Source organism: Mycolicibacterium neworleansense, from assembly GCF_001245615.1.
In the GTDB taxonomy this organism is placed as follows: Bacteria; Actinomycetota; Actinomycetes; order Mycobacteriales; family Mycobacteriaceae; genus Mycobacterium; species Mycobacterium neworleansense.
On sequence record NZ_CWKH01000003.1, the window covers coordinates 987,801 to 1,008,590 of the forward strand.

A 20,790-nucleotide genomic window follows, 5' to 3' on the forward strand; every position below is an offset into this window, starting at 1 on the left:
CCCGAATCTTCCCCCGCGAGCAGACCCGTAGGTACCCGAAAAAGTGCAATTCTGGGTACTTTCGCGTCTGCTCGCGGAGAAGGTCACAGACCCTTGAACCGCTCCTTGACCTCTTCGTCGGTCAAACCGTAGTCGGCCAGCGAGTAGGTGTGCTTCGGAGCCCGGGGCCCCTGCTGGGTCTGGGCGTGGCTGTCGGTCATCGCCTGCCGTGCGGCGTCGGTGAACTCCAGACCGAAGGTGCCGTAGATGCCTTCGACAGCACCCACCGGATCCTTGATGAACTCGAAGTAGTCCACGTCGCAGAACTGGGCCGGATCGTGCTTGGCCCGTTCGGCGTTGAACAGCTCAAGGCCGCGCGACCACGTCTCCAGCGCGTCCTGGCCGATCACCTCGCCGGTGAAGGTGTTCGACCAGCCCGCCGTGGTGTGCTGGGACAGCGAACACATCGAGGCCAGGATCGTCTCGGCCGGCCGGTGGCACTGGACCACCAGCGCATCCGGGTACACCTTGAACAGCGCGTCCAACGCGAACAAGTGGCTGGGGTTCTTGAGCACCCAGCGCTTTTCGGGCTCGTTGAGGCCGATCAGCTGCAGGTTCTTGCGGTGCCGCTGGTAGGACTTGGTCCAGTCCTGACGGGACAGCCATTGTGCGTAGGTGGGTACATGCGCCAACGTCTCGTAGGACACCGAGTGCAATGACTGACGCAGCAATTGCCAGCATTCCTCGACCTCGTCGGCGGTCATGAAATGCAGCCCGGTGTAGTCCGGATTCTCCTCGTGCGCCTGCTTGAACCGCGCATCGAGCGCACTGAACACCGGGTTGTCCGGCCAGGTTTCGCGGGGCGGCCGCGGCTGCGGGAACTCCGCCAGCCACATCTCGAGTCCCTGGTGCGACGGGTCCGCGGTCAGCAGCCGGTGGATCACCGTGGTGCCGGTGCGCGGCAGACCCGTGACGAAGATCGGCCGCTCGATCGGCACGTCGGCATGCTCCGGATACTGCTTGAACGCGGCGTTGGACACCAGCCGGGCCACCAGCGCGTTGCGGGTGAAGAACCGCTGCATCTTGCTGCCGAGTTCGGTCAGGTCGGCCTCGCGCTGATAAGAATCCAGCAGCACGCCAAGGGCTTCCAGATAGTTGTCGTCGTCACCGCCGAAGTCCTCCAGGCCGCAGGCCTTCACCGCCGAGGCGTGCAGATCCTCGATCGTGCCCACGTTGGTGCGCGGGGCGCCGCTCATGGCTCGACTCCTTCTCGCTCCGGTCCTCGCTCGTTCCTCGCTGCGATCCTCACTGGTCGTCGCCTTCGCATCATGCCTTGTATTCACCGCAGTTCACATCGAGGGCCTGACCGGTGATGCCGCTGGACAGATCGCTGGCCATGAACAGGATGGCCGAGGCCACCTCGTCCTCGGTCGGGAGCCGCTTGAGATCGGACCCGGCCGCCGACGCGTTGTAGATCTGTTCCACGGTGGTGCCGTACTTCTGTGCCTGATGGTTGAAGTAACCCTCCAGAGTTTCTCCCCAGATGTAGCCGGGCAACACGGAGTTGACCCGAATACCCTTCTCCCCCAGCTCGGTTGCGAGGGTCTGCGACATGGACAGCAGGGCCGACTTGGCCATCTTGTAGGCGCCGTACTTGGCCTGCGAGTGCCGCACGACCATCGAATTGACATTCACCACTGAACCTTTGGCTGCTTCCAGCGCGGGAGTAAAGCCCTGGGTCATGCGCAGTGCGCCGAACACGGTCAGCTCGATGGCATCCCGCATGTGCTCGAAGGTGGTGTTCGCGAACGGCTTCATGGACGGCACCCGGAACGCGTTGTTGATCAACACGTCAGCCTTGCCGTACTCCTCCATCGTGCGGGCCACCACGTTGGCGACCTGTTCCTCGTCGGTGATGTCGGTGCCCACTGCCAAGGCGCGACGGCCCAGTGCCGTCACCTCTTTGGCCACGTCCTCGAGCCGCTCCACCGTGCGGGCGGCCAACACCAGGTCGGCGCCGTTCTCCGCACATCGGCGGGCCAGCGTCGTCCCGAGCCCGGGCCCGACACCGCTGATGACGACGACCTTGTTCTCCAGAAGTGCCATGGGCTAGCCCACCATCCTTTCGCCGATCTGCCTTTGACGCAGGGCGATTCGCTCGCGCCAGTCCTGCTCGGAAATCTTGTTGGAGTCGTAGTGCGGTAGCGCCGAGGCGATCTGGTCGACGTCGACGATCTCAAGGGTCGGGCCGTCGGCCTCGGTGAGCTCGCGCGACACCCGTTGCCACCGGAACTGCAGATAGCCCTTGCCGTGGCCCAACGTCTCGCACCAGTTGGTCACGCCAGGGTTCGCGTCGGACACCACGATCCGAATCTTGCCGTCCGGATCAGCCTGGGCCTGAGTGCCGTTCAGCGAGGTCTGGTGGTTGATGTAGTCCAGCGAGATGTACCACAGGCTGCCCAGCTGGAAGCCCAGGTAGGGGGCATCCGAGACCGGCAGCGTGATGATCATCGCCTGGTCCGGCGTCAGGTCGTAGTGCCCGACCGACGAGTACTGGGTGGCGAGCCCGCCGGGCGTCAGGCGCGGCGCGGTCAGCGTGTTGACGGGCAGGTTGTCGTAGAACCACTTCGGGAACTGCAACCACGTCTTGACGCGCTGCACCAGTTGCTTACCCGCGGTGGCGTAACGCTTCTCGATGAGCTCACGGCTCAAGGGGGCCGGTGCGGTCCCGGCCGTGTCGGTACGCGAGATCGCGAACGAGCCGCGCTGCGCCGACCAGTCGTTGTAGACCTCCCGGATCACCAGCTGCGAGGGCGTCGCCGGGGTGAACCGCCACTCGAAGGTGCCGTCAGCGGCGATGTCCAGCTTGCGGTCGTCGAAGGCGGTGTCACTGTCCGGGACGTTGTCATCGGTGTACTCCCCGCCCAGCAGCTGGAAGCTGACGTCGGTGGTGGTGCCCCGCTTTCCCGTGACGACGTACTCGTGACCGGGCTGGACCCGGGTGCCGAAATACATGGTGTCGGGGTTGTCCAGGCCCATCTTGGTGAACGGTCCGGTTCCGCTGTGCAGGAACGGGTGGTCCCGGTCGTAGTCGAACGCGACATGGGTACACGCCGCGATGCACCCGGCCAGGTACTGCAGACCTTCGAGCAGGTCGGCCTCGGATTCGATGAAGGGGGCCGCGGTCACCAGGCGTTCCGCCTCGGCTATGGCCTCGACCAGTGGTTGTGAGTACATCTGGCATCTGCTCTCTCGGTCCAATATTGGACCGCCGTGGTAGAGTTTCCTACCTGACAGTAGAACGCGTTCCAATTCGCGTCAACGTTCGGGAGGTCAGATGACGGACGCCGAGCCGGCCGGCCGCGCCTCGCCGCCGACAGCCCGGGTGGTGGCCATCCTGGATTTTCTGTCCCGCCACCCACAGGAACGGTTCGGACTCTCGGAGCTGACGCGCCGGGTCGGGCTGAGCAAGCCCACCTGCCTGGGCATCCTGACCACGCTCACCGAATCGGGATACCTGGTGCGCGAAACCGCGGACAACGGTAAGGACAAGTCGTACCGCCTCGGCCCGGCGCTCATCGCGCTCGGGCACATGGCGCAGGAGTCGATGCGCGTCAACCCGTCGGCACGCGCCGAGTTGCTGGCTCTGTCAGCCACATTCGACACCTCGGTCGGCCTGTCCGCCGTGGTCGACGATCGGATCACGGTTCTGGAACTGGTCGGACCGGTGGGCCGCGACCCAGGAGTGCGGGTCGGGGAGAGCTATCCGTTCGCACCACCGGTCGGCCTGATGTTCGTGTTGTGGGACGACGAGGCACTGCGCGCCTGGCTGGCCAAGGCGCCTACCGTCCCACTGCGCACCGAATCGGCCCGGCTGCATCGGGTGATCGAAAACTGCCGTGCCGACGGATATCTCGTCGAGCGCCTGACCCCCGGCGGCCGCAGGCTCTACGCCCTGATGGCGGGGATGTCGAGCAATCTGCCCGACGAACTGCGGGCGCTTTTGAGCGAGCTGGTGTCCGATATCGGGGAGCGGGTGTACCTGGCCGACGAGGGTCCCGGCGGTCCCACCCCGCATGACATCAGCGTCATCTCCGCGCCGGTGTTCGACCACTATCAGCGTCAGATCATGGCGGCGTCACTGCACATCGGAACGGCCCTGACGGACAAGGAGATCACCGAACGCGCCCGCGCGCTGGTGGCGACCGCCGATGCGCTGACCAGACAGCTCGGCGGCACCAAGCCGCAACGCTGAGGCCGGGCTCAGAAGTTGTTGCAGGTGTCGAACACCGTTTGCAGCAACCCGAGGTAGGGCTGATTGGCCGGTTGGGCGGCGATGCCCTCGGCCATGCGCTGGCGTTGATCGCGCGGCGCGTCCAGGAACTGTTGCAGAACCGACTGCACCGCCGGGGATGCCCCGGCCATCGGACTCTGCGCGTTCAGGGCCCCCATCACCTGCGAATAACTGCACGTGGTGTTGACCGCTGATTCCAGCCTCGGATCCGCCGACGCGATACCGGCGCCGACGGACAGGGACATTGTCAAGGCGCCGGCGGCGATAGCCACTGTGGCCGACGATAGCTTCATCATTTGCGGACCTCCTCCCCCCGATGCCCGGACTCTACCCGCCGATCACGAATGCGCTTGGGGGTTTTGGCAATTTGCTACGTCGTCGACGAGAAATATCAATTGCCGGCAGAAATGAGTTTGCCGCGGACGGGCACCTCAAATTCGTGAATCAGCGCTCGTCCGACGGCAACAGCAGGGACCGGACCACCGGGCGGGGAGCCGTATCGCGCAACAGCATGCTGGCGGGCCGCTGGCGCACCTGCTGCGGCCACCAGAACCAGCGTCCCAGCAGCGCGGCAATGGACGGCGTCATGAGGGCGCGGACAACCAGAGTGTCCAACAGCAGCCCGATACCGATCGTGGAGCCCACCTGGCCGATAATTCGCAGATCGCTGGCCACCATCGACATCATGGTGAACGCGAACACCAGGCCCGCCGCGGTCACGACCTTTCCGCTACCGCCCATGGCCCGGATGATGCCGGTGTTGATCCCCGCCCCGATCTCTTCCTTCATCCGGGACACCAGCAGCAGGTTGTAGTCAGAGCCGACCGCCAGGAGAACGATCACGGACATCGCGAGCACGAGCCAATGCAGGTTGATGCCCAGAATGTGCTGCCAGATGAGGACCGAGAGACCGAACGCCGCGCCGAGTGACAGCGCCACGGTGCCGACGATGACCAGAGCGGCGATCAGGCTTCGCGTGACCATCAGCATGATGACGAAAATCAGGCAGAGCGCGGCAACCCCCGCGATCAACAGGTCGTATGTCGAGCCGTCGCGCATGTCCTTGAACGTCGGGGCGGTACCGGTCAAGTAGATCTTGGCGCTCTCCAGGGGAGTCAGTTTGAGCGCCTCCTCGGCCGCCTGCTGCACCGCGTCGACCCGTGAAATGCCTTCGGGCGTCGCGGGATCGCCCCGGTGCGAAATGATGAAACGGACCGACTTCCCGTCCGGCGAGAAGAACAGGTTCATCGCGCGTTTGAAGTCCTTGTTCTCCAACACTTCGGGCGGGAGGTAGAACGAGTCGTCGTTTCGCGCTGCGTCGAACGCCTGCCCCATCGCAGTGGCGTCCTCACTCACCTCGTCCATCATGGCGAGGGAACCGGCCATGGTGCTGTGCATCGTGAGAATGGAGGCCCGCATCGACTTCATGCCGTCGATCATCTTCGGGAACTGGGCGATCATCTGGGGCATGAGCACATCGAGTCGATCGGTCTCCCGACTGAGATCCATCACTCCGTCGGAAACCGCATCGACGCCGTCGAGTGCGTCGAACAGAGATCTTGTCGACCAACAGAGCGGAATGTCGAAGCAGTGCGGCTCCCAGTAGAAGTAATTTCGAATGGGCCGGAAGAAATCGTCGAAATCAGCGATGTGGTCGCGCAGCTCATCGGTGACCTCTGCCAATTCACGCGTGTCCTGCGTCATCTGGTGAGTCGTGTTGCTCATCTTGAGACCGACGTTGTAAAGACGCTGCGTGATATTGATCATCGTGGTCATATCGTCAGCCTGCTTCAACAGGTCTTTCATGCGATTCCGCTGGAACGGCATGACCTGCTCCTGGTTGGCATTCTGCAGGCTGAGCAGGAACGGTATCGACGTCCGATCGATCGGGTTGCCCTCGGGCCGCGTTATCGCCTGCACCCGCGATATGCCCTGGACCGCAAAAACCGCCTTGGCCACCTTGTTCAATATCAGTAGGTCTGCCGGAGTACGCATATCGTGGTCGGCCTCGAGCATGAGGATGTCGGGGGTCATGCGGGACTGCGGAAAGTGCCGCTCGGCGGCCGCATATCCGATATTGCCGGGAATGTCGCCCGGCACATAAAGGCGATCGTTGTAGCTGGTCTGATAGGCCGGGAGCGCCAACAAACCGATGAGCGCGATCACACTGGCCGTGACAAGGATGGGTGCCGGCCACCGGACGATCGCCGTCGCCAACCGACGCCACCGCCGGACGATGATCTTGCGCTTGGGCTCGAACAGCCCGAACCGACCGCCCACCACGAGTGTGGCCGGAATCAGCGTGAGCGCCACCGCGACCGCGACGACCATCGCCACGGCGGTGGGAACACCCATCGTCTGGAAGTACGGCAGTCGAGCGAAACTGAGGCAGAAGATTGCCCCGGCAATGGTCAGGCCCGAGCCCAGAACCACCTTGGCCACACTTCGATACGTGGTGTAGAAGGCGGTGTCCCGGTCCTCACCGGACTGTCGCGCCTCCTGATACCGCCCGAGGAAAAAGATGCCATAGTCGGTTCCCACCGCGATGCCGAGCGACACCAGCAGGTTGACCGCGAACGTCGACAACCCGATGACCTGGTGCATGCCCAGGAATGCCACCACTCCACGAGCCGCCTGCACCTGGATCCCCACCATGACCAGGAGAAGGACCGCAGTGACGATCGAACGGTAGACGAGGAGCAGCATCGTCAGGATGACCACCAGCGAGACCACGGTGATCTTGATGATGGACTTGTCGCCTGCGTGGTTCATATCCGAAACCAATGGCGCGGGGCCCGTGACGTAGGCCTTCAGCCCCGGGGGCGGCGGTGTCCGGTCCACGATTCCCCGGACGGCGTCCACGGACTCGTTCGCCAGCGATTCGCCTTGATTACCAGCAAGATTCAGCTGGACATAAACAGCTTTGTCGTCGGCGCTCTGGACTGCGGGCGCCGTGAGCGGATCACCCCAGTAATCCTGCACGTGCTGCACATGCCGGGTATCGGCCTTCAACTGCCGGATCAAATCGCTGTAGTAGCGGTGCGCTTCATCCCCGAGCGGTTGGTCGCTCTCCAGGACGATCATTGCCACGCTGTCCGAATCAGATTCCCCGAAGGTCTTGCCCATGCGTTGCGCCGCTTGGAACGACGGGGCGTCCTGGGGTACCAGCGAGACCGAATACTGCCGCCCCACATGTTCGAGCGAGGGAACGGCGAAGGTCAGTACCGCGACGATAACGAGCCAGCCGAGGATGATCAGCACCGCCAGGCGGTGGATCATCCGCGCGACAAACGGTGGACGGTCGTTCACCGCGGTCAGCGTTCGTCGGGTTTCAGCAACAGCGAACGGACCAGCGGGCGAGGGCCGGTGGGCCGCAGAAGCGCGCTGGCGGGCCGCTGGCGAACGTGCAGCGGCCACCAGAACCACCGGCCCAGCAAGGCAGCGATGGACGGCGTCATGAGTGCGCGCACGATCAGGGTGTCGAACAGCAGCCCGATGCCGATCGTGGAACCGACCTGACCGATGGTGCGCACGTCGCTGGCCAACAACGCGAACATGGTTGCGGCGAACACCAGACCCGCTGCGGTCACCACCTTTCCGCTGCCGGCCATGGCGCGGATGATGCCGGTGTTGATACCCGCGCTGATTTCCTCCTTCATTCGGGATACCAGCAGCAGGTTGTAGTCGGAACCGACGGCCAGAAGAATGATCAGAGCGATGGCGAGCACGATCCAGTTCAACTGGATTCCGAGGATGTGCTGCCAGATGAGCACCGAAAGCCCGAATGCCGCGCCGAGCGACAGGGCGACGGTCCCGACGATGACCAGGGCCGCGACCAGGCTCCTGATCATGATGAGCATGATGATGAAGATCAGGCACAGCGCGGCGATTCCGGCGATCATCAGGTCATAGGTCGACCCGTCGACCTGATCTTTCGCCATCGCCGAACTGCCGGTGAGGTACAGCTTGGCGCTTTCCAACGGCGTCCCCTTGAGAGCCTCCTCAGCCGCCGTCCTGATCGGATTGACCCGTGCAATGCCTTCGGGTGTCGCCGGATCCCCTCGCTGGGAGATCAGCAGGCGCGCCGTTTTCCCGTCCGGTGACAAGAACACGTCCATGACCCGCCTGAAGTCGGCGTTCTTGAACACAGCAGGCGGGATATAGAAGGAATCGTCGTTCTGGGCGTCGTCGAAGGCTCTGCCCATGGCGGTTGCGCCATCGGACATCTCATCCATCTGCGCGAGGATCCCGGCCATGGTGCTGCGCATCGACAACATCATGGTCCGCGTGCTCTGCATCGTCGCGATCATGGCCGGGAACTGGGCGATCATCTGCGGCAGGAGCAGGTTGAGTTGATCGAGGTTTCCGATCAGCCGGTGCATCGTCACGGTGAGCTTGTCAACGCCGTCAAGCGTCTCGAAAAGGGATTTGATCGACCAGCACAGCGGGATGTTGAAGCAGTGCGGCTCCCAGTACAGGTAGTTGCGAACCGGCCGCCAGAAGTCATCGAAGTCCGCCATGTGGTCCCGCAACTCGAGTGTGACGTCCTCCAGATCGTGCGTCTTGCCCACCAGGCTGTTGGTCGTGACAGCCAGTTGCTGCATCAACTCGTACATGCGCTGCATCACGGCGATGGTTTTCGTGATCTCGTCGGCCTGGGTGAGCAGATCATTCATCCGGGCCTTTTGGAACGGCAAAAGCTGCAGTTGGCCCGCGTTCGAGGAACTGATGATGAACGGGATCGTCGTGTGCTTGAGGGGAATTCCCTCGGGCCGGGTCGCCGACTGCACCCGGGAAACCCCGGGAACGGACAGCACACCTTTGGCGAGCTTGTTCAGAATCAGGAAGTCCGCCGAGTTACGCATGTCGTGATCGGCCTCGACCAGAAGTACGTCGGGCGATGCCATCAGCGACTGCGTAAAGTGCCGGGCGGCAGCGTCATACCCGGCGTTGGCCGGAATGTCTTTGGGCAGATACTGCTGGTCGTTATAGCCGGGCTGGTAGGCGGGCAGCGCCAGCAGGCCGATCAGCGATACCGCGCACGCCGCCACCAGAATGGGTGCGGGCCAGCGAACGATCGCCGTACCGATCCGGCGCCATCGACGAACGCTGATCTTGCGTTTGGGCTCGAACAGTTTGAATCGACTACCCAGCGACAGAACCGCCGGGATCAGCGTCAGCGCCACCGCTACCGCCACCACCATGCCCAGAGCGCACGGAATACCCAGTGTCCGGAAGTAGGGCAGGCGGGTGAAGCTGAGACAGAAGACCGCCCCGGCGATGGTCAATCCAGATGCCAGCACCACCTTGCCGACGCTGTGATAAGTGGTGTAGAAGGCGGTTTCGCGGTCCTCCCCCGCCTGACGCGCCTCCTGATAGCGCCCGACGAAGAAGATGCCGTAGTCGGTGCCCGCTGCGATGCCGAGGGTCACCAGAAGGTTGACGGCGTAGGTGGACAGACCGATGAGGCCTTGATCGCCGAGAAGTGCGACAACCCCTCGCGCCACCTGCAATTGGATGCCCACCAGGAAAAGCAGGATCACCGCAGTGAAGATCGAGCGGAAGAAGAACAGGAGCATCGCCAGGATGACCGCGAGGCTCAGGCCCGTCACCAGTAGGACCGTCCGGTTGCCACTCGCACTCAGGTCAGCGACTGTTGCCGCCGGACCGGTGACATAGGCTTTGACGCCCGGAGGCGGCGAGCTTCGCTCGACGATGCCCCGGACCGCTTCGAGGGACTCATTCGACAGTGCCTGGCCCAGGTCACCCGAAAGACCCAACTGGACGTACACAGCCTTGTTGTCGGCGCTTTCCGCTGCGCCCGCCATCAGCGGATCGCCCCAGAAATCCTGGATGTGCTGGACGTGCGCCGGGTCTGCCTTCAGCTGACGAATCAAGTCGTCGTAGTACCGGTGCGCCTCATCACCAAGGGGTTGTTCACCCTCCAGGACAATGATCGCCACGCTGTTCGACGTAGCTTCGCCGAAGTTCGCACCCATCCGCTGGATCGCCTCGAACGAAGGCGCATCGTTGGGAATCAGTGATACAGAGTGCTCTTTCTCGACCTGCTCGAGCGGGGGGACGACCGCGGCCAGGACATAGGCGATCACCAGCCAACCGAGGATGATCGGCACCGCCAGCAGGCGGATCATCCGCGGGATGAACGGCGGTTTGGCAGTGGCGGCTTGGCTACTCATGCGGCCTTCAGAAGGCAGTAGGTGAACGCGCTTTCCCCGCTCTCGACCTTTTCCGCCTTGACCTCGTCGTCCACGATGATGCGGCAGCCGATCCTGTTGCTATCGCCCTGCGCTATGACGTTGACCATGGATGTGGCCTCGGTCATCGGGAACTTCAACGACCATGGCAGGCTCGCCCCTTCGACAAACTGCGGCTCTGCATCGACATCGAAGTAGCTGATGTTCGCCACCGTCCCAGGCGGCCCGAACACCTCGTACACCAGTTGTTTCGGATCGTAGGGTTTACGTTCCTGGAGCTCCGTGTCGGCGTACGCGGGCCGGGTCTGTGAGCCGAACACACCATGCAGTCGCATGACGGTGAATCCTCCGGCGCCGAGGACGACCAATACCAGTAGCGGAATCCATAACCGCTTCAGAACCCCCAAAGCACGAACCCCCTGAATCCGTGGCCTAGTCCGGACAATCCATGTTGCGGGAACCGGCGAGGCACATATTCGACCATCCACACCATGCCGGCAACTCGAATGCGGTACGCACCCCAGGCCGGCCGTGAGTAGGGGTCACGGCATACACGCGGCGCCTCGGGCAGGACGATCCGAGCCTGACCAGTAGAGCATTCAGACGACCTCCATATCTGTCTATTCCCAAGGTGATACGGGATCGTAATGCATTTGGCGTGGCCTCCGGCGCGGAACGGAATTTAACGCGGCTAACAGTTCTCACCGCGCTGAATGGCCATTGCGTGAATCCGCAAAGAATTTGAGGATTGCCGAATTTACCGCTTGCGGGCGTTCCAGGAAGCCAAGGTGGCCTGCGTCGGCTATCTCGAGATAACGCCCGTTGGGCAGGGCATCTGCCACCTCCGCGCCGAGATGCGGGGGCATCACCAGGTCATCGGCGAATCCGATCACGAGCGCCGGAGTGTCGATCGCCCGGTAGGCGGGCCTGCGGTCGTTCTGCGGGGCGACGCCATACTGAGCGCGGATCCCCGGCGTCACCTTCGCCGGCCATCTGGTGAACGTGTCGATCCAGTCCCGAACACAGGCCTCGTCGTTCAACGTCTTCGGTGAGAAGTTCTCCAGCAGGCGCAATTTCGCGTCATACGTGGCCGGCAGCCGAACACCGGCCTCGGCAAGGTCCCGTTCAGCTATACGGAAGAACTCGCGCGTACAGTCATGTCGGCCGCGGGTCGCCATCAGCACGCACTGGCTCACCAACTCGGGCCTGGCCAGCATCAGTTCCTGCGCGATGTACGACCCCATCGACACCGCCACCACCCGCACGGGTGCGGCATCGAGCCGCTCGATCAACTCCGCCGTGTCAGCCACCATCGTGGCGGCGGTGAAGCCCTCGGCCTCCGACGTCGCGCCCACGCCCCTGTTGTCGAACGTGATGACCCGATAGCCGGCGGCACGGAATGCAGGCACCTGATGGAGGTCCCAGGTGCGTCCGACGCCGCCCTGGCCGGCGATGAACAGCACAGGGTCACCGTCGCCACGGTCTTCGTAGGCCAGGTTCATTCCCACCCGCCGCACAGGTGACTACGCGTCCAGGCGGGCGAACTCGCCCTGCTGGTACTGGTCGACGCACGCCGCACGGCGAACCTTGCCGCTTGTCGTGATGGGAATCGAACCAGGCGGCACCAGAACCAGGTCCGAGACACCCAAGCTGTGCGTATTGAAGATCGCCGATGTCACTTCACGTTTGACGACTGAGAGCTGATCCTCCGGTGTCTCCGGCGCGGCCGCGAACTTCCTGACTTCGATGATGACGACAAGCTTCTCGGTGTGGCCGTCCGGGACCGCGATGGCCGCACATCTGCTCCGGCTGATCTCCTGGATCGTGGCCTCGATGTCGTCGGGAGAGTGATTGCGCCCGTAGACGATCAGCAGATCCTTGATGCGACCGATGACAAACAGCTCGTCGCCGAACATGAATCCCGAGTCCCCGGTACGCAGCCACGGCCCCTCGGGAGTGCCGTCCGATGGAGCGGTGATCATGGCACCGAACGTCGACTCGGTCTCCTGTGGTCTGCGCCAGTAGCCGCTTGCGACGTTCTCTCCGTATACCCAGATCTCTCCGACGGTTCCGGCCGGACACTCGGTATGCGTCTCGGAATCGACGATCCGGATCATCGGCGAGACCGGGATGCCGTAGCTGACCAGGGGCGTGCCGGCTCCGTTCTGGCAGGCCCGCGCGGTACCCGCGGTCAGCGGTTCCGATTCGAAGCGCACGATCGCCGGCGGCTCGCCTCTTTCGCGAGTTGCGATATACACCGTGGCCTCGGCCATCCCGTAGGACGGACGTATCACTTCTCCAGGCAGATTGAAGCGAGCGAAGCGCTGGGTGAAGCGCTCGAGGGTAGCCGGGTGCACGCGCTCACTTCCGGTGATGATGACCAGCACGTCCGAGAGATCGAGTCCGGCCATGTCTTCGTCCGACGTCTTGCGCACCGCCAGTTCAAACGCGAAGTTCGGTGCAGCCGTGTACGTTCGGCCGTTGGTCGCCAGCATCTGCATCCACCGCGCAGGTCGCTGAAGGAAGGCCACCGGGCTCATGAGCACTGCCGGAACGCCCGCCAGCACCGGCCCGCAGACCCCCAGATACAGACCCATGTCGTGATAGAACGGCAGCCAGGACACGATCGACGAGCCGTCTGGGACGACATTTCCGAAGTCCGCGAAATAGCCCGACATCAGTTGCTCGAAATTCGCAAGCAGGTTTCGGTGCGACATCATCACGCCGGCCGGGTTCCGGGTCGACCCCGACGTGTACTGCAAATAGGCCGTGTCCGTGACACTTTCAGCCTGGCTCCCCTGGGCCACTGGAGCGTCGAAATCCAACAAGTCGACTTCGACGATCGCGGGAGCCGACTCACCGGTCTGCGATCTGACGAAGTCGGTCACTGCGCCGGCAACAGCCGAGCTGGTGAGGATGACGGTCGGTGCCGCGTCCTGAAGTACCGAGCTGACCCGCTCGTCGCTGACTCCTCCGAGTGGTACCGCCAGCGGAACCGCGATCAGTCCCGCTTGCAGCGCCCCGAAGAAGGCGACGATGTAGTCCAGCCCTTGGGGCGCCAAGATGAGCGCGCGGTCACCCGGCGAACCGAGCCTGCCGAGCTCTCGCGCCACGCTGCACGCGCGCCGATACAGCTGCGAGTACGTGAGGCTCTCGGCGGAGCCCTCCCAATCGGTTTCGTAGTCAACAAACGTCATCGCCGTGTCATCGCCCTGCAGCCCCGCTCGTTCCCGCAGCAGCGTCAAAATGGATGCCTCGCCCACAGACGCCAGAGTATCGCGGTAATGGCGGCCATATATCCCGAACAGCCAGCAAACTATATTTCCGTGACCATATGAATCACAACGACGTCATTCCTCCTATCCCACCGTTTCGAGCGAAGTCACGATCAGCGAACGACGATGGGCTCTGATCTTGACTATCAACGTATTTGCCTGGTGAAGGGCATCAAGTCCTTGCGAACGCGTGCAACTTTTCGATGGATTGATCGGATTCTGGGACAACTTTCCGCAGCGAACATACTGTTATTGATTGTGACCGCCCTGACGGGCGTTGGGCCACTAATAGGCGCTTGACGTAAGCCGCCTAATTCTGCGGCTGACGCGCGAATACAGGGCATCGAAGCCTGACAGCGGCCGAACCGCGGAAAGGCCTGCCGGGAGGAGGGGCAATTGACCGCATCTGAAATCGTGCGCGAGAGGCTTTCGAACGCGGACACGGGCCTCGATGCTCCCCGCCCGCCCCGCACGCCGGTTACTCCGGTTGCCATCATCGGCATGTCTTGCCGGCTCCCCGGCGGCATCGACTCGCCCGAGCGCTTGTGGGAGGCCTTGATCCGGGGTGACGACCTGGTCACCGAGGTTCCGCCCGACCGGTGGGACGCCGACGAATACTACGATCCGGAACCCGGGGTGCCCGGTCGGTCGGTGTCGAAGTGGGGCGCGTTTCTCGACGACGTGGCCGGATTCGATGCCGAATTCTTCGGGATCAATGAACGTGAGAGTGCTGCCCTCGATCCACAGCATCGGTTGCTGCTGGAGACCGCCTGGGAGGCCATGGAGAATGCCGGCCTCACCAAGGACGCGTTGTCAGATTCACCGACGGGCGTGTTCGTCGGCCTGACGCACGCCGACTATCAGATGCTGGCCGCCGACGCGCAAGCTCTCGAAGCCGCATACGGCTTCAGTGGCAACAACTTCAGCTTGGCGTCCGGGCGGATCGCCTACGCGCTCGGGGTCCATGGCCCCGCGCTCACGGTGGACACGGCGTGCTCGTCGGGTCTGACCGCAGTGCATCTGGCGTGCCGCAGCCTGCACGAGGGCGAGAGCGATCTCGCCATGGCCGGCAGCGCCACCTTGGCACTGGATCCACGCAAGTTCGCTTCGGGTTCGGCGGAGGGGATGCTCTCGGCGACCGGTCGCTGCCACGCCTTCGATGCCGCCGCCGACGGATTCGTGTCCGGCGAGGGCTGCGTCGTGATGCTGCTCAAACGGCTGCCGGACGCATTGCGCGACGGGGACCGGATCCTCGCCGTGGTACGTGGCACTGCCGCCAATCAGGACGGTCACACCGTCAACATCGCGACGCCCTCGGATGCCGCACAGACCGCGGTGTACCGAGCGGCATTGGCTGCTGCCGGTGTCGATCCCGGCACTGTCGGTATGGTCGAGGCGCACGGCACCGGCACACCGGTGGGCGACCCCATCGAATACTCCAGTCTGGCCAAGGTTTACGGCATCGATGGCCCCTGTGCACTCGCATCGGTAAAGACCAACCTGGGCCATGCCCAGGCAGCGTCGGGAGCCATCGGGTTGATGAAGGCGGTCCTCGCCGTACAGCACGGCGAGGTTCCACCGAACCTGCATTTCAACCGCCTGCCCGACAAGCTCGCGGAGATTCGGACCAATCTCTTTGTGCCCCAGTCGACCACACCGTGGTGCACCAACGGGCATCACCCTCGCCGGGCCGCGGTGTCGTCGTACGGGCTGTCGGGGACCAATGTGCATGCCATCTTGGAACAGGCACCGGAGCAACCGGCGACACCCGCCGAGGACTCGGCTCCCGGGTCGACAGAGGCACCCATGCTGTTCCCCTTGTCGTCGACCTCGGCTGAAGAACTGCGTCACACGGCCGGCCGGCTGGCCGACTGGGTGCAGGCACACGACGATGTCGCCTTGCCTGACCTGGCCTACACCTTGGCGCGCCGACGGGTACACCGCCCGGTGCGAACCGCCGTCAATGCTTGCAGCCGAACGGAACTCGTCTCGGTGTTGCGGGAGGTCGCCGATGGCGACACTCCGTACCAAGCCGCGGTGGGGCGCGACGATCGCGGTCCGGTATGGGTGTTCTCGGGTCAGGGTTCGCAGTGGGCAGGAATGGGCGCCGAGCTCTTGGCGACAGAGCCGGTGTTCGCCGCCACGGTGGCGCAGGCCGAACCGATCATCGCGGCCGAGTCCGGATTCTCGGTCACGGAAGCGATGTCGGGTCCGGAGGTGGTCACAGGTCAGGACCGGCTGCAACCGACCTTGTTCACCATGCAGGTCGCCATGGCCGCCACCATGAAGGCGCACGGCGTGCGCCCCGGTGCGGTCATCGGACACTCTCTGGGCGAGGGCGCGGCAGCCGTCGTCGCAGGTGCTTTGTCACTGGAGGACGGGCTGCGCCTGATCTGCCGCCGGTCTCGGCTGATGTCGCGAATCGCGGGCCAGGGCGCCACGGCCGCCGTGGAATTACCTGCCAAGCAGGTCCTTTCGGAGCTGACCGGCCGTGGGATCAACGATGTCGTGGTGGCGGTGGTGGCTTCGCCACAATCCAGCGTGATCGCCGGCACCACAGAAAAGGTGCGCGAGCTGGTCGCGGACTGGGAGAAGCGTGGGGTGATGGCTCGCGAGGTTCCGGTCGACGTCGCCTTCCACTCCCCACAGGTGGAGCCGATCGTCAATGATCTGGCCGAAGCGCTCGCCGATCTCCAGCCCATGACACCGGAGATTCCGTTCTATTCGGCGACTCTGTTCGACCCGCGCGAGCAGCCGGTATGCGATGCCGGCTACTGGGTGACCAACATGCGCCGGATGGTGCGCTTCGCCAGCGCGGTGCAGGCTGCCCTGGAGGACGGCCATCGGGTGTTCGCCGAACTCTCACCGCATCCGCTGCTCACCCGGGCCCTCGAACAGACTGCGGGCAGCCGGGAAACGCCGATGGCGGCGCTGGCCGCGATGCGTCGTCAGCAATCGTTGCCGAATGGGTTGCGCGGGCTTCTCATCGACCTGCACAGCGCAGGCGCCGAGGTCGACTTCTCGGTGCTCTGCCCGGACGGTCAGCTGGTAGATGCGCCACTGCCGACCTGGACACACCGCCGGCTGTGGCTCAGTGGGGGCGCTCAGGAATCCCCGACCCACGGTGGCTGCACCATAGCAGTCCACCCGCTACTGGGCGCCAATGTCAGGCTGCGCGAGGAACCCGAACGATACGTGTGGCAGGCCGATGTCGGCACCGCCGCCCAGCCATGGCTCGCCGATCATCAAATACGCACTGTGGCAGTACTTCCAGGAGCGGCGTTCTGCGAGATGGCACTGGCCGCCGCCCAGGCTGTGCTGGGCGAGGCTTCCGAAGTCCGCGATATCCGCTTCGAGCAGGCGTTGCTGCTGGACGAACAGACTGTGGTCGGAGCCTCCGCCTCGGTGTCGTCCCCCGGCGCCGCCACATTCACCGTCGAGACCGACGAGGACGGCCAGCAGACCCGGCACGCAACCGCGGTCCTGCATACCTCCGCGGATGAGCAACCGCCCGCCTACGACATACCGGCAATCCTTGTCGCCCACCCCTGCGACGACGACGGCGCCGAGGTGCGTAGTCGTGTGGGTCAGCATGGTATCCAGTACGGTCCGGCGTTCACCGGTCTGGTCACCGTACGTACCGGCGAGGCGAAATCCCCCACGGTCCTCGCCGAGGTCGCACTCCCCCGCTCGATCCGCTCACAGCAGGACGCGTACGGCGTACATCCGGCGCTTCTCGATGCCTGCTTCCAATCGGTCGAGGCTCATCCCGACGTTCAGGCCCTCGGCGGCGATGTGCTGGGATTGCCGCTGGGCGTGCGTCGCCTACGCATCTACAACTCGGCCCGCAATGCTCACTACTGCTACACGCGGTTGATCAACGCCGACGCCTCCGGTATCGAGGCCGACATCGATGTGCTCGACAAAGACGGCGCAGTCCTGCTGACCGTGCAGGGCCTTCGCCTTGGCACCGGTATCTCCGGAAGCCGACACGATGATCAGGTTCTCAGTGAACGACTGCTGACCGTCGAATGGCGGCCCCGGGAACTGCCGGAGGTGGAATACGCAGAAGCCGGATCCTGGCTGCTCATCAATGCCTCCGACGGTCCCGATGCGGTCACCGACGAGCTGAGCAGGATCCTGAAAGACCGTGGCGCACAATGCACCACCATGAGCTGGCCCAATCAACCCGACGACTCGGTGACCTGCGATCAGCTCGGCAACCATCTGCGGGACGGCCGGTTTACCGCCGTGGTCGTCCTGACTTCGCCCAACAACGGCGACCACACCGAGCAGTCACCACTTCTGGGCCGCGAGTATGTGCGGCATCTGGTGCACATCGCCCGCCAACTACCGGAGATGAGCGGCGAACTACCTCGCCTGTACGTCGTGACCCGCAACGCTCAGACGGTCGTCGCCGGCGATGTGGCCAATCTGGACCAGGCCGAGCTAAGAGGCCTGATCCGGGTGATCGGCACCGAACATCCGCACCTGTCCGCCACGCAGATCGACGTCGACGACGCCACCGACGTGGGGGAGCTCGCGCGGCAACTGCTCAGCGGGTCCGAAGAGGACGAGACCGCGTGGCGCAATGGCCGGTGGTACACCGCACGGCTGTGCCTGGCCCCGCTGCGCCCCGAGGAACGCCGGACCACCATCGCCCATCTCGAACGCGACCGGATGCGACTGCAGATCCGTACGCCCGGCGACCTGGAGTCGATGGAACTTGTTGCCTGCGAGCATGTTCCCCCGGGGCCGGGACAGATAGAGGTCGCGGTCGCCGCATCCAGCATCAACTTCGCCGACGTGCTCGTCGCGTTCGGGCGCTACCCCGCCTTCGACGGCCGATTACCCGAACTCGGTATCGACTTCGCCGGCGTGGTCACCGCGGTCGGTCCCGGCGTGACCGACCACCAGGTCGGCGATCGTGTCGCCGGCCTGTGCGCCGAAGGCTGCTGGGCAACCTTCGTCACCTGCGACGCGCAGCTGGCCGCCACCGTGCCCGCCGGCCTGACCGACGCCGAGGCGGCAGCACTGACCATCGCGACCGCCACCGCCTACTACGGGCTCAACGACATGGCCCGGATCAAATCCGGGGACAAGGTGTTGATCCACTCCGCAACGGGCGGGGTGGGGCAGGCAGCGATGGCCATCGCCCGCGCTGCCGGCGCGGAGATCTTCGCCACCGCCGGCAGCGAGCAACGACGGCAACTGCTGCGAGACATGGGTGTCGAGCACGTATACGACTCTCGCAGCCTCGAGTTCGCCGATCAGATCCGCCAGGACACCGATGGCTATGGCGTCGACATCGTGCTGAACTCGGTCACCGGCGCCGCCCAGCGTGCCGGGCTCGAATTGCTGGCATTCGGCGGGCGATTCGTCGAAATCGGCAAGCGAGACATCTACGGCGACACTCGGTTGGGGCTCTTCCCCTTCCGCCGCAACTTGTCGTTCTACGCCGTCGATCTGGCGCTGATGTCCGTCAGCCATCCCGAACGACTCCGTGAGCTGCTCGAAACGGTGTACCTACTCACGGCGGAGGGTGATCTGCCGGTGCCGGAGATCACGCGCTACCCACTTGCCGACGCGGCCAACGCGATTCGGATGATGAGCGGCGCACAACACACCGGCAAGCTCGTCCTCGACATTCCACACACCGGCTCCAGCCGGCTGGTGGTCCCGCCGTCACAGGTGCAGGTGTTCCGGCCCGACGGCGCGTACATCATCACCGGTGGCCTCGGCGGTCTCGGATTGTTCATCGCCGAGAAGATGGCGGCCAGTGGATGTGGACGAATTGTGCTGTCCTCTCGCACGCAGCCAACCGCTCGGGCGTCGGAGATCCTCGAGCGTATCCGTGCCACGGGTGTCGACGTACTCGTCGAGTGCGGGGACATCGCCGAGCCGGGCACCGCCGAGCGATTGGTGGCCGTAGCCACCGCCGATGGGCATCCCCTGCGCGGCGTGTTGCACGCGGCGGGCGTTATCGAGGACGCGGCGCTGACCAACATCACCGATGAGCTCATCGACCGTGACTGGGCACCAAAGGTTTACGGTGCATGGAACCTGCACACCGCCACCGCGGACCAGCCTTTGGACTGGTTCTGCTCCTTCTCGTCGGCCGCGGCGCTGGTCGGTTCACCGGGTCAGGGCGCATACGCTGCCGCCAACAGCTGGCTGGATGCCTTCAGTTTGTGGCGGCGATCGCAGGGATTGCCGGGCACCGCCATCGCATGGGGCGCCTGGGGCCAGATCGGCCGCGGCACTGCCTTGGCCGAAGGCGCCGGCATCGCGATCGCTCCTGACGAAGGTGCTTACGCGTTCGAGGCTCTACTGCGCCATGACCGCGCGTACACCGGATATGCGCCGATCACGGGCGCGCCGTGGTTGTCCGTGTTCGCTGAACGGAGCCCCTTCGCCGAGGCATTCAGGTCTACCGGTCAAACAACGACGGGCACCAACAAGTTGCGTGCGGAACTCGAGGCGCTGCCGCCGGACGAGTGGCCTGCGAAGGTACAGCATGTCATCTCCGATCAGGTGAGCGTGATCCTGCGCCGCAGTGTCGATCCCGACCGACCACTCTCCGAATACGGCATGGACTCGCTGGGAGCACTCGAATTACGCACCCGTATAGAGAACGAAACCGGCATACGGATCTCTGCCACGGGGATCACGACCGTACGCGGTTTGGCGGACCTGCTGTGCGAGAAGCTCCTTCCTGCGGGGGCTGCCTGAGATGCGGAAGGGCATGCAGATCGATCAGCGTGTTCGCAGCAAACACACATATAGACGTCGAGACTCCCATGCCTGTCGACCGGACAAGTCAGAGCACGGATACCGCGGCGGATCACCGGCCACTTCCTCCCACCCCGCGTCCACAGCTCCCGGCGGGTACTCAGCCGATCGACGGTTCTTGACCGTCACGACGGCTACCCCGGGGTCGATGTTATGAAACTGGTTATTTGACAATCATTCTGAAGATCGTGATACCGATGAATCGGAGGAAGGGCACCAGAGTTTCACCTAGCAC

At 64.1% G+C, this 20,790-nt stretch carries 11 protein-coding genes; 2 read left to right on the forward strand and 9 right to left on the reverse strand.

The features are described from left to right. Window positions 1–83: 83 nt before the first annotated feature. The 3 genes from BN2156_RS29500 to BN2156_RS29510 form a co-directional block, all read right to left on the reverse strand. Window positions 84–1,235 carry a sulfotransferase family protein gene (locus BN2156_RS29500; RefSeq protein WP_090518382.1) on the reverse strand — a complete coding sequence of 384 codons (1,152 nt, stop codon included), beginning with the start codon at window positions 1,233–1,235 and terminating at the stop codon, window positions 84–86. Between the two features lie 70 nt (window positions 1,236–1,305). Beyond that, entirely contained in the window at window positions 1,306–2,085 is a 780-nt protein-coding gene (locus BN2156_RS29505; protein WP_090518383.1) for an SDR family oxidoreductase, read from the reverse strand. Between the two features lie 3 nt (window positions 2,086–2,088). Beyond that, entirely contained in the window at window positions 2,089–3,216 is a 1,128-nt protein-coding gene (locus BN2156_RS29510; protein WP_090518384.1) for a hypothetical protein, read from the reverse strand. 100 nt (window positions 3,217–3,316) lie between these two features. Between BN2156_RS29510 and BN2156_RS29515 the strand changes: the two genes are divergently transcribed. After that, on the forward strand, window positions 3,317–4,234 hold the full coding sequence (locus BN2156_RS29515) for an IclR family transcriptional regulator (protein ID WP_090518385.1): 918 nt from the start codon (window positions 3,317–3,319) through the stop codon (window positions 4,232–4,234). A gap of 8 nt (window positions 4,235–4,242) precedes the next feature. Here BN2156_RS29515 and BN2156_RS29520 read toward each other — a convergent pair whose 3' ends face one another. From BN2156_RS29520 to BN2156_RS29545, 6 genes are all read right to left on the reverse strand, one after another. After that, a complete protein-coding gene (locus tag BN2156_RS29520; RefSeq protein WP_090518386.1) occupies window positions 4,243–4,569 on the reverse strand; it encodes a hemophore-related protein in 327 nt (108 codons plus the stop codon). Window positions 4,570–4,717: 148 nt separating this feature from the next. Then, on the reverse strand, window positions 4,718–7,552 hold the full coding sequence (locus tag BN2156_RS29525; RefSeq protein WP_090518649.1) for an MMPL/RND family transporter: 2,835 nt from the start codon (window positions 7,550–7,552) through the stop codon (window positions 4,718–4,720). Window positions 7,553–7,587: 35 nt separating this feature from the next. Further along, window positions 7,588–10,470 carry an MMPL/RND family transporter gene (locus tag BN2156_RS29530; RefSeq protein ID WP_090518387.1) on the reverse strand — a complete coding sequence of 961 codons (2,883 nt, stop codon included), beginning with the start codon at window positions 10,468–10,470 and terminating at the stop codon, window positions 7,588–7,590. Continuing rightward, complete coding sequence (locus BN2156_RS29535) at window positions 10,467–10,886, reverse strand: MmpS family transport accessory protein (RefSeq protein ID WP_090518650.1); 420 nt, start codon at window positions 10,884–10,886, stop codon at window positions 10,467–10,469. Before BN2156_RS29535 ends, BN2156_RS29530 begins: the two co-directional genes overlap by 4 nt. Window positions 10,887–11,189: 303 nt before the next feature. Next, window positions 11,190–11,990, reverse strand: a complete 801-nt coding sequence (locus tag BN2156_RS29540) for an alpha/beta fold hydrolase (RefSeq protein WP_090518651.1) — start codon at window positions 11,988–11,990, stop codon at window positions 11,190–11,192. A gap of 21 nt (window positions 11,991–12,011) precedes the next feature. Beyond that, window positions 12,012–13,751 carry an AMP-binding protein gene (locus tag BN2156_RS29545; RefSeq protein WP_090518388.1) on the reverse strand — a complete coding sequence of 580 codons (1,740 nt, stop codon included), beginning with the start codon at window positions 13,749–13,751 and terminating at the stop codon, window positions 12,012–12,014. Window positions 13,752–14,177: 426 nt separating this feature from the next. Here BN2156_RS29545 and pks2 point away from each other — a divergent pair, with 426 nt between their 5' ends. Beyond that, on the forward strand, window positions 14,178–20,495 hold the full coding sequence (gene pks2 / locus BN2156_RS29550; RefSeq protein WP_268872695.1) for a sulfolipid-1 biosynthesis phthioceranic/hydroxyphthioceranic acid synthase: 6,318 nt from the start codon (window positions 14,178–14,180) through the stop codon (window positions 20,493–20,495). The last annotated feature ends 295 nt before the right edge of the window (window positions 20,496–20,790 follow it).

What these genes read in the sequence shown, in the direction of transcription:
- BN2156_RS29500 (WP_090518382.1), bottom strand. Translation starts at nt 1,235, where the DNA reads ATGAGCGGCGCCCCGCGCACCAACGTGGGCACGATCGAGGATCTGCAC.
- BN2156_RS29505 (WP_090518383.1), bottom strand. Translation starts at nt 2,085, where the DNA reads ATGGCACTTCTGGAGAACAAGGTCGTCGTCATCAGCGGTGTCGGGCCC.
- BN2156_RS29510 (WP_090518384.1), bottom strand. Translation starts at nt 3,216, where the DNA reads ATGTACTCACAACCACTGGTCGAGGCCATAGCCGAGGCGGAACGCCTG.
- BN2156_RS29515 (WP_090518385.1), top strand. Translation starts at nt 3,317, where the DNA reads ATGACGGACGCCGAGCCGGCCGGCCGCGCCTCGCCGCCGACAGCCCGG.
- BN2156_RS29520 (WP_090518386.1), bottom strand. Translation starts at nt 4,569, where the DNA reads ATGATGAAGCTATCGTCGGCCACAGTGGCTATCGCCGCCGGCGCCTTG.
- BN2156_RS29525 (WP_090518649.1), bottom strand. Translation starts at nt 7,552, where the DNA reads ATGATCCACCGCCTGGCGGTGCTGATCATCCTCGGCTGGCTCGTTATC.
- BN2156_RS29530 (WP_090518387.1), bottom strand. Translation starts at nt 10,470, where the DNA reads ATGAGTAGCCAAGCCGCCACTGCCAAACCGCCGTTCATCCCGCGGATG.
- BN2156_RS29540 (WP_090518651.1), bottom strand. Translation starts at nt 11,990, where the DNA reads ATGAACCTGGCCTACGAAGACCGTGGCGACGGTGACCCTGTGCTGTTC.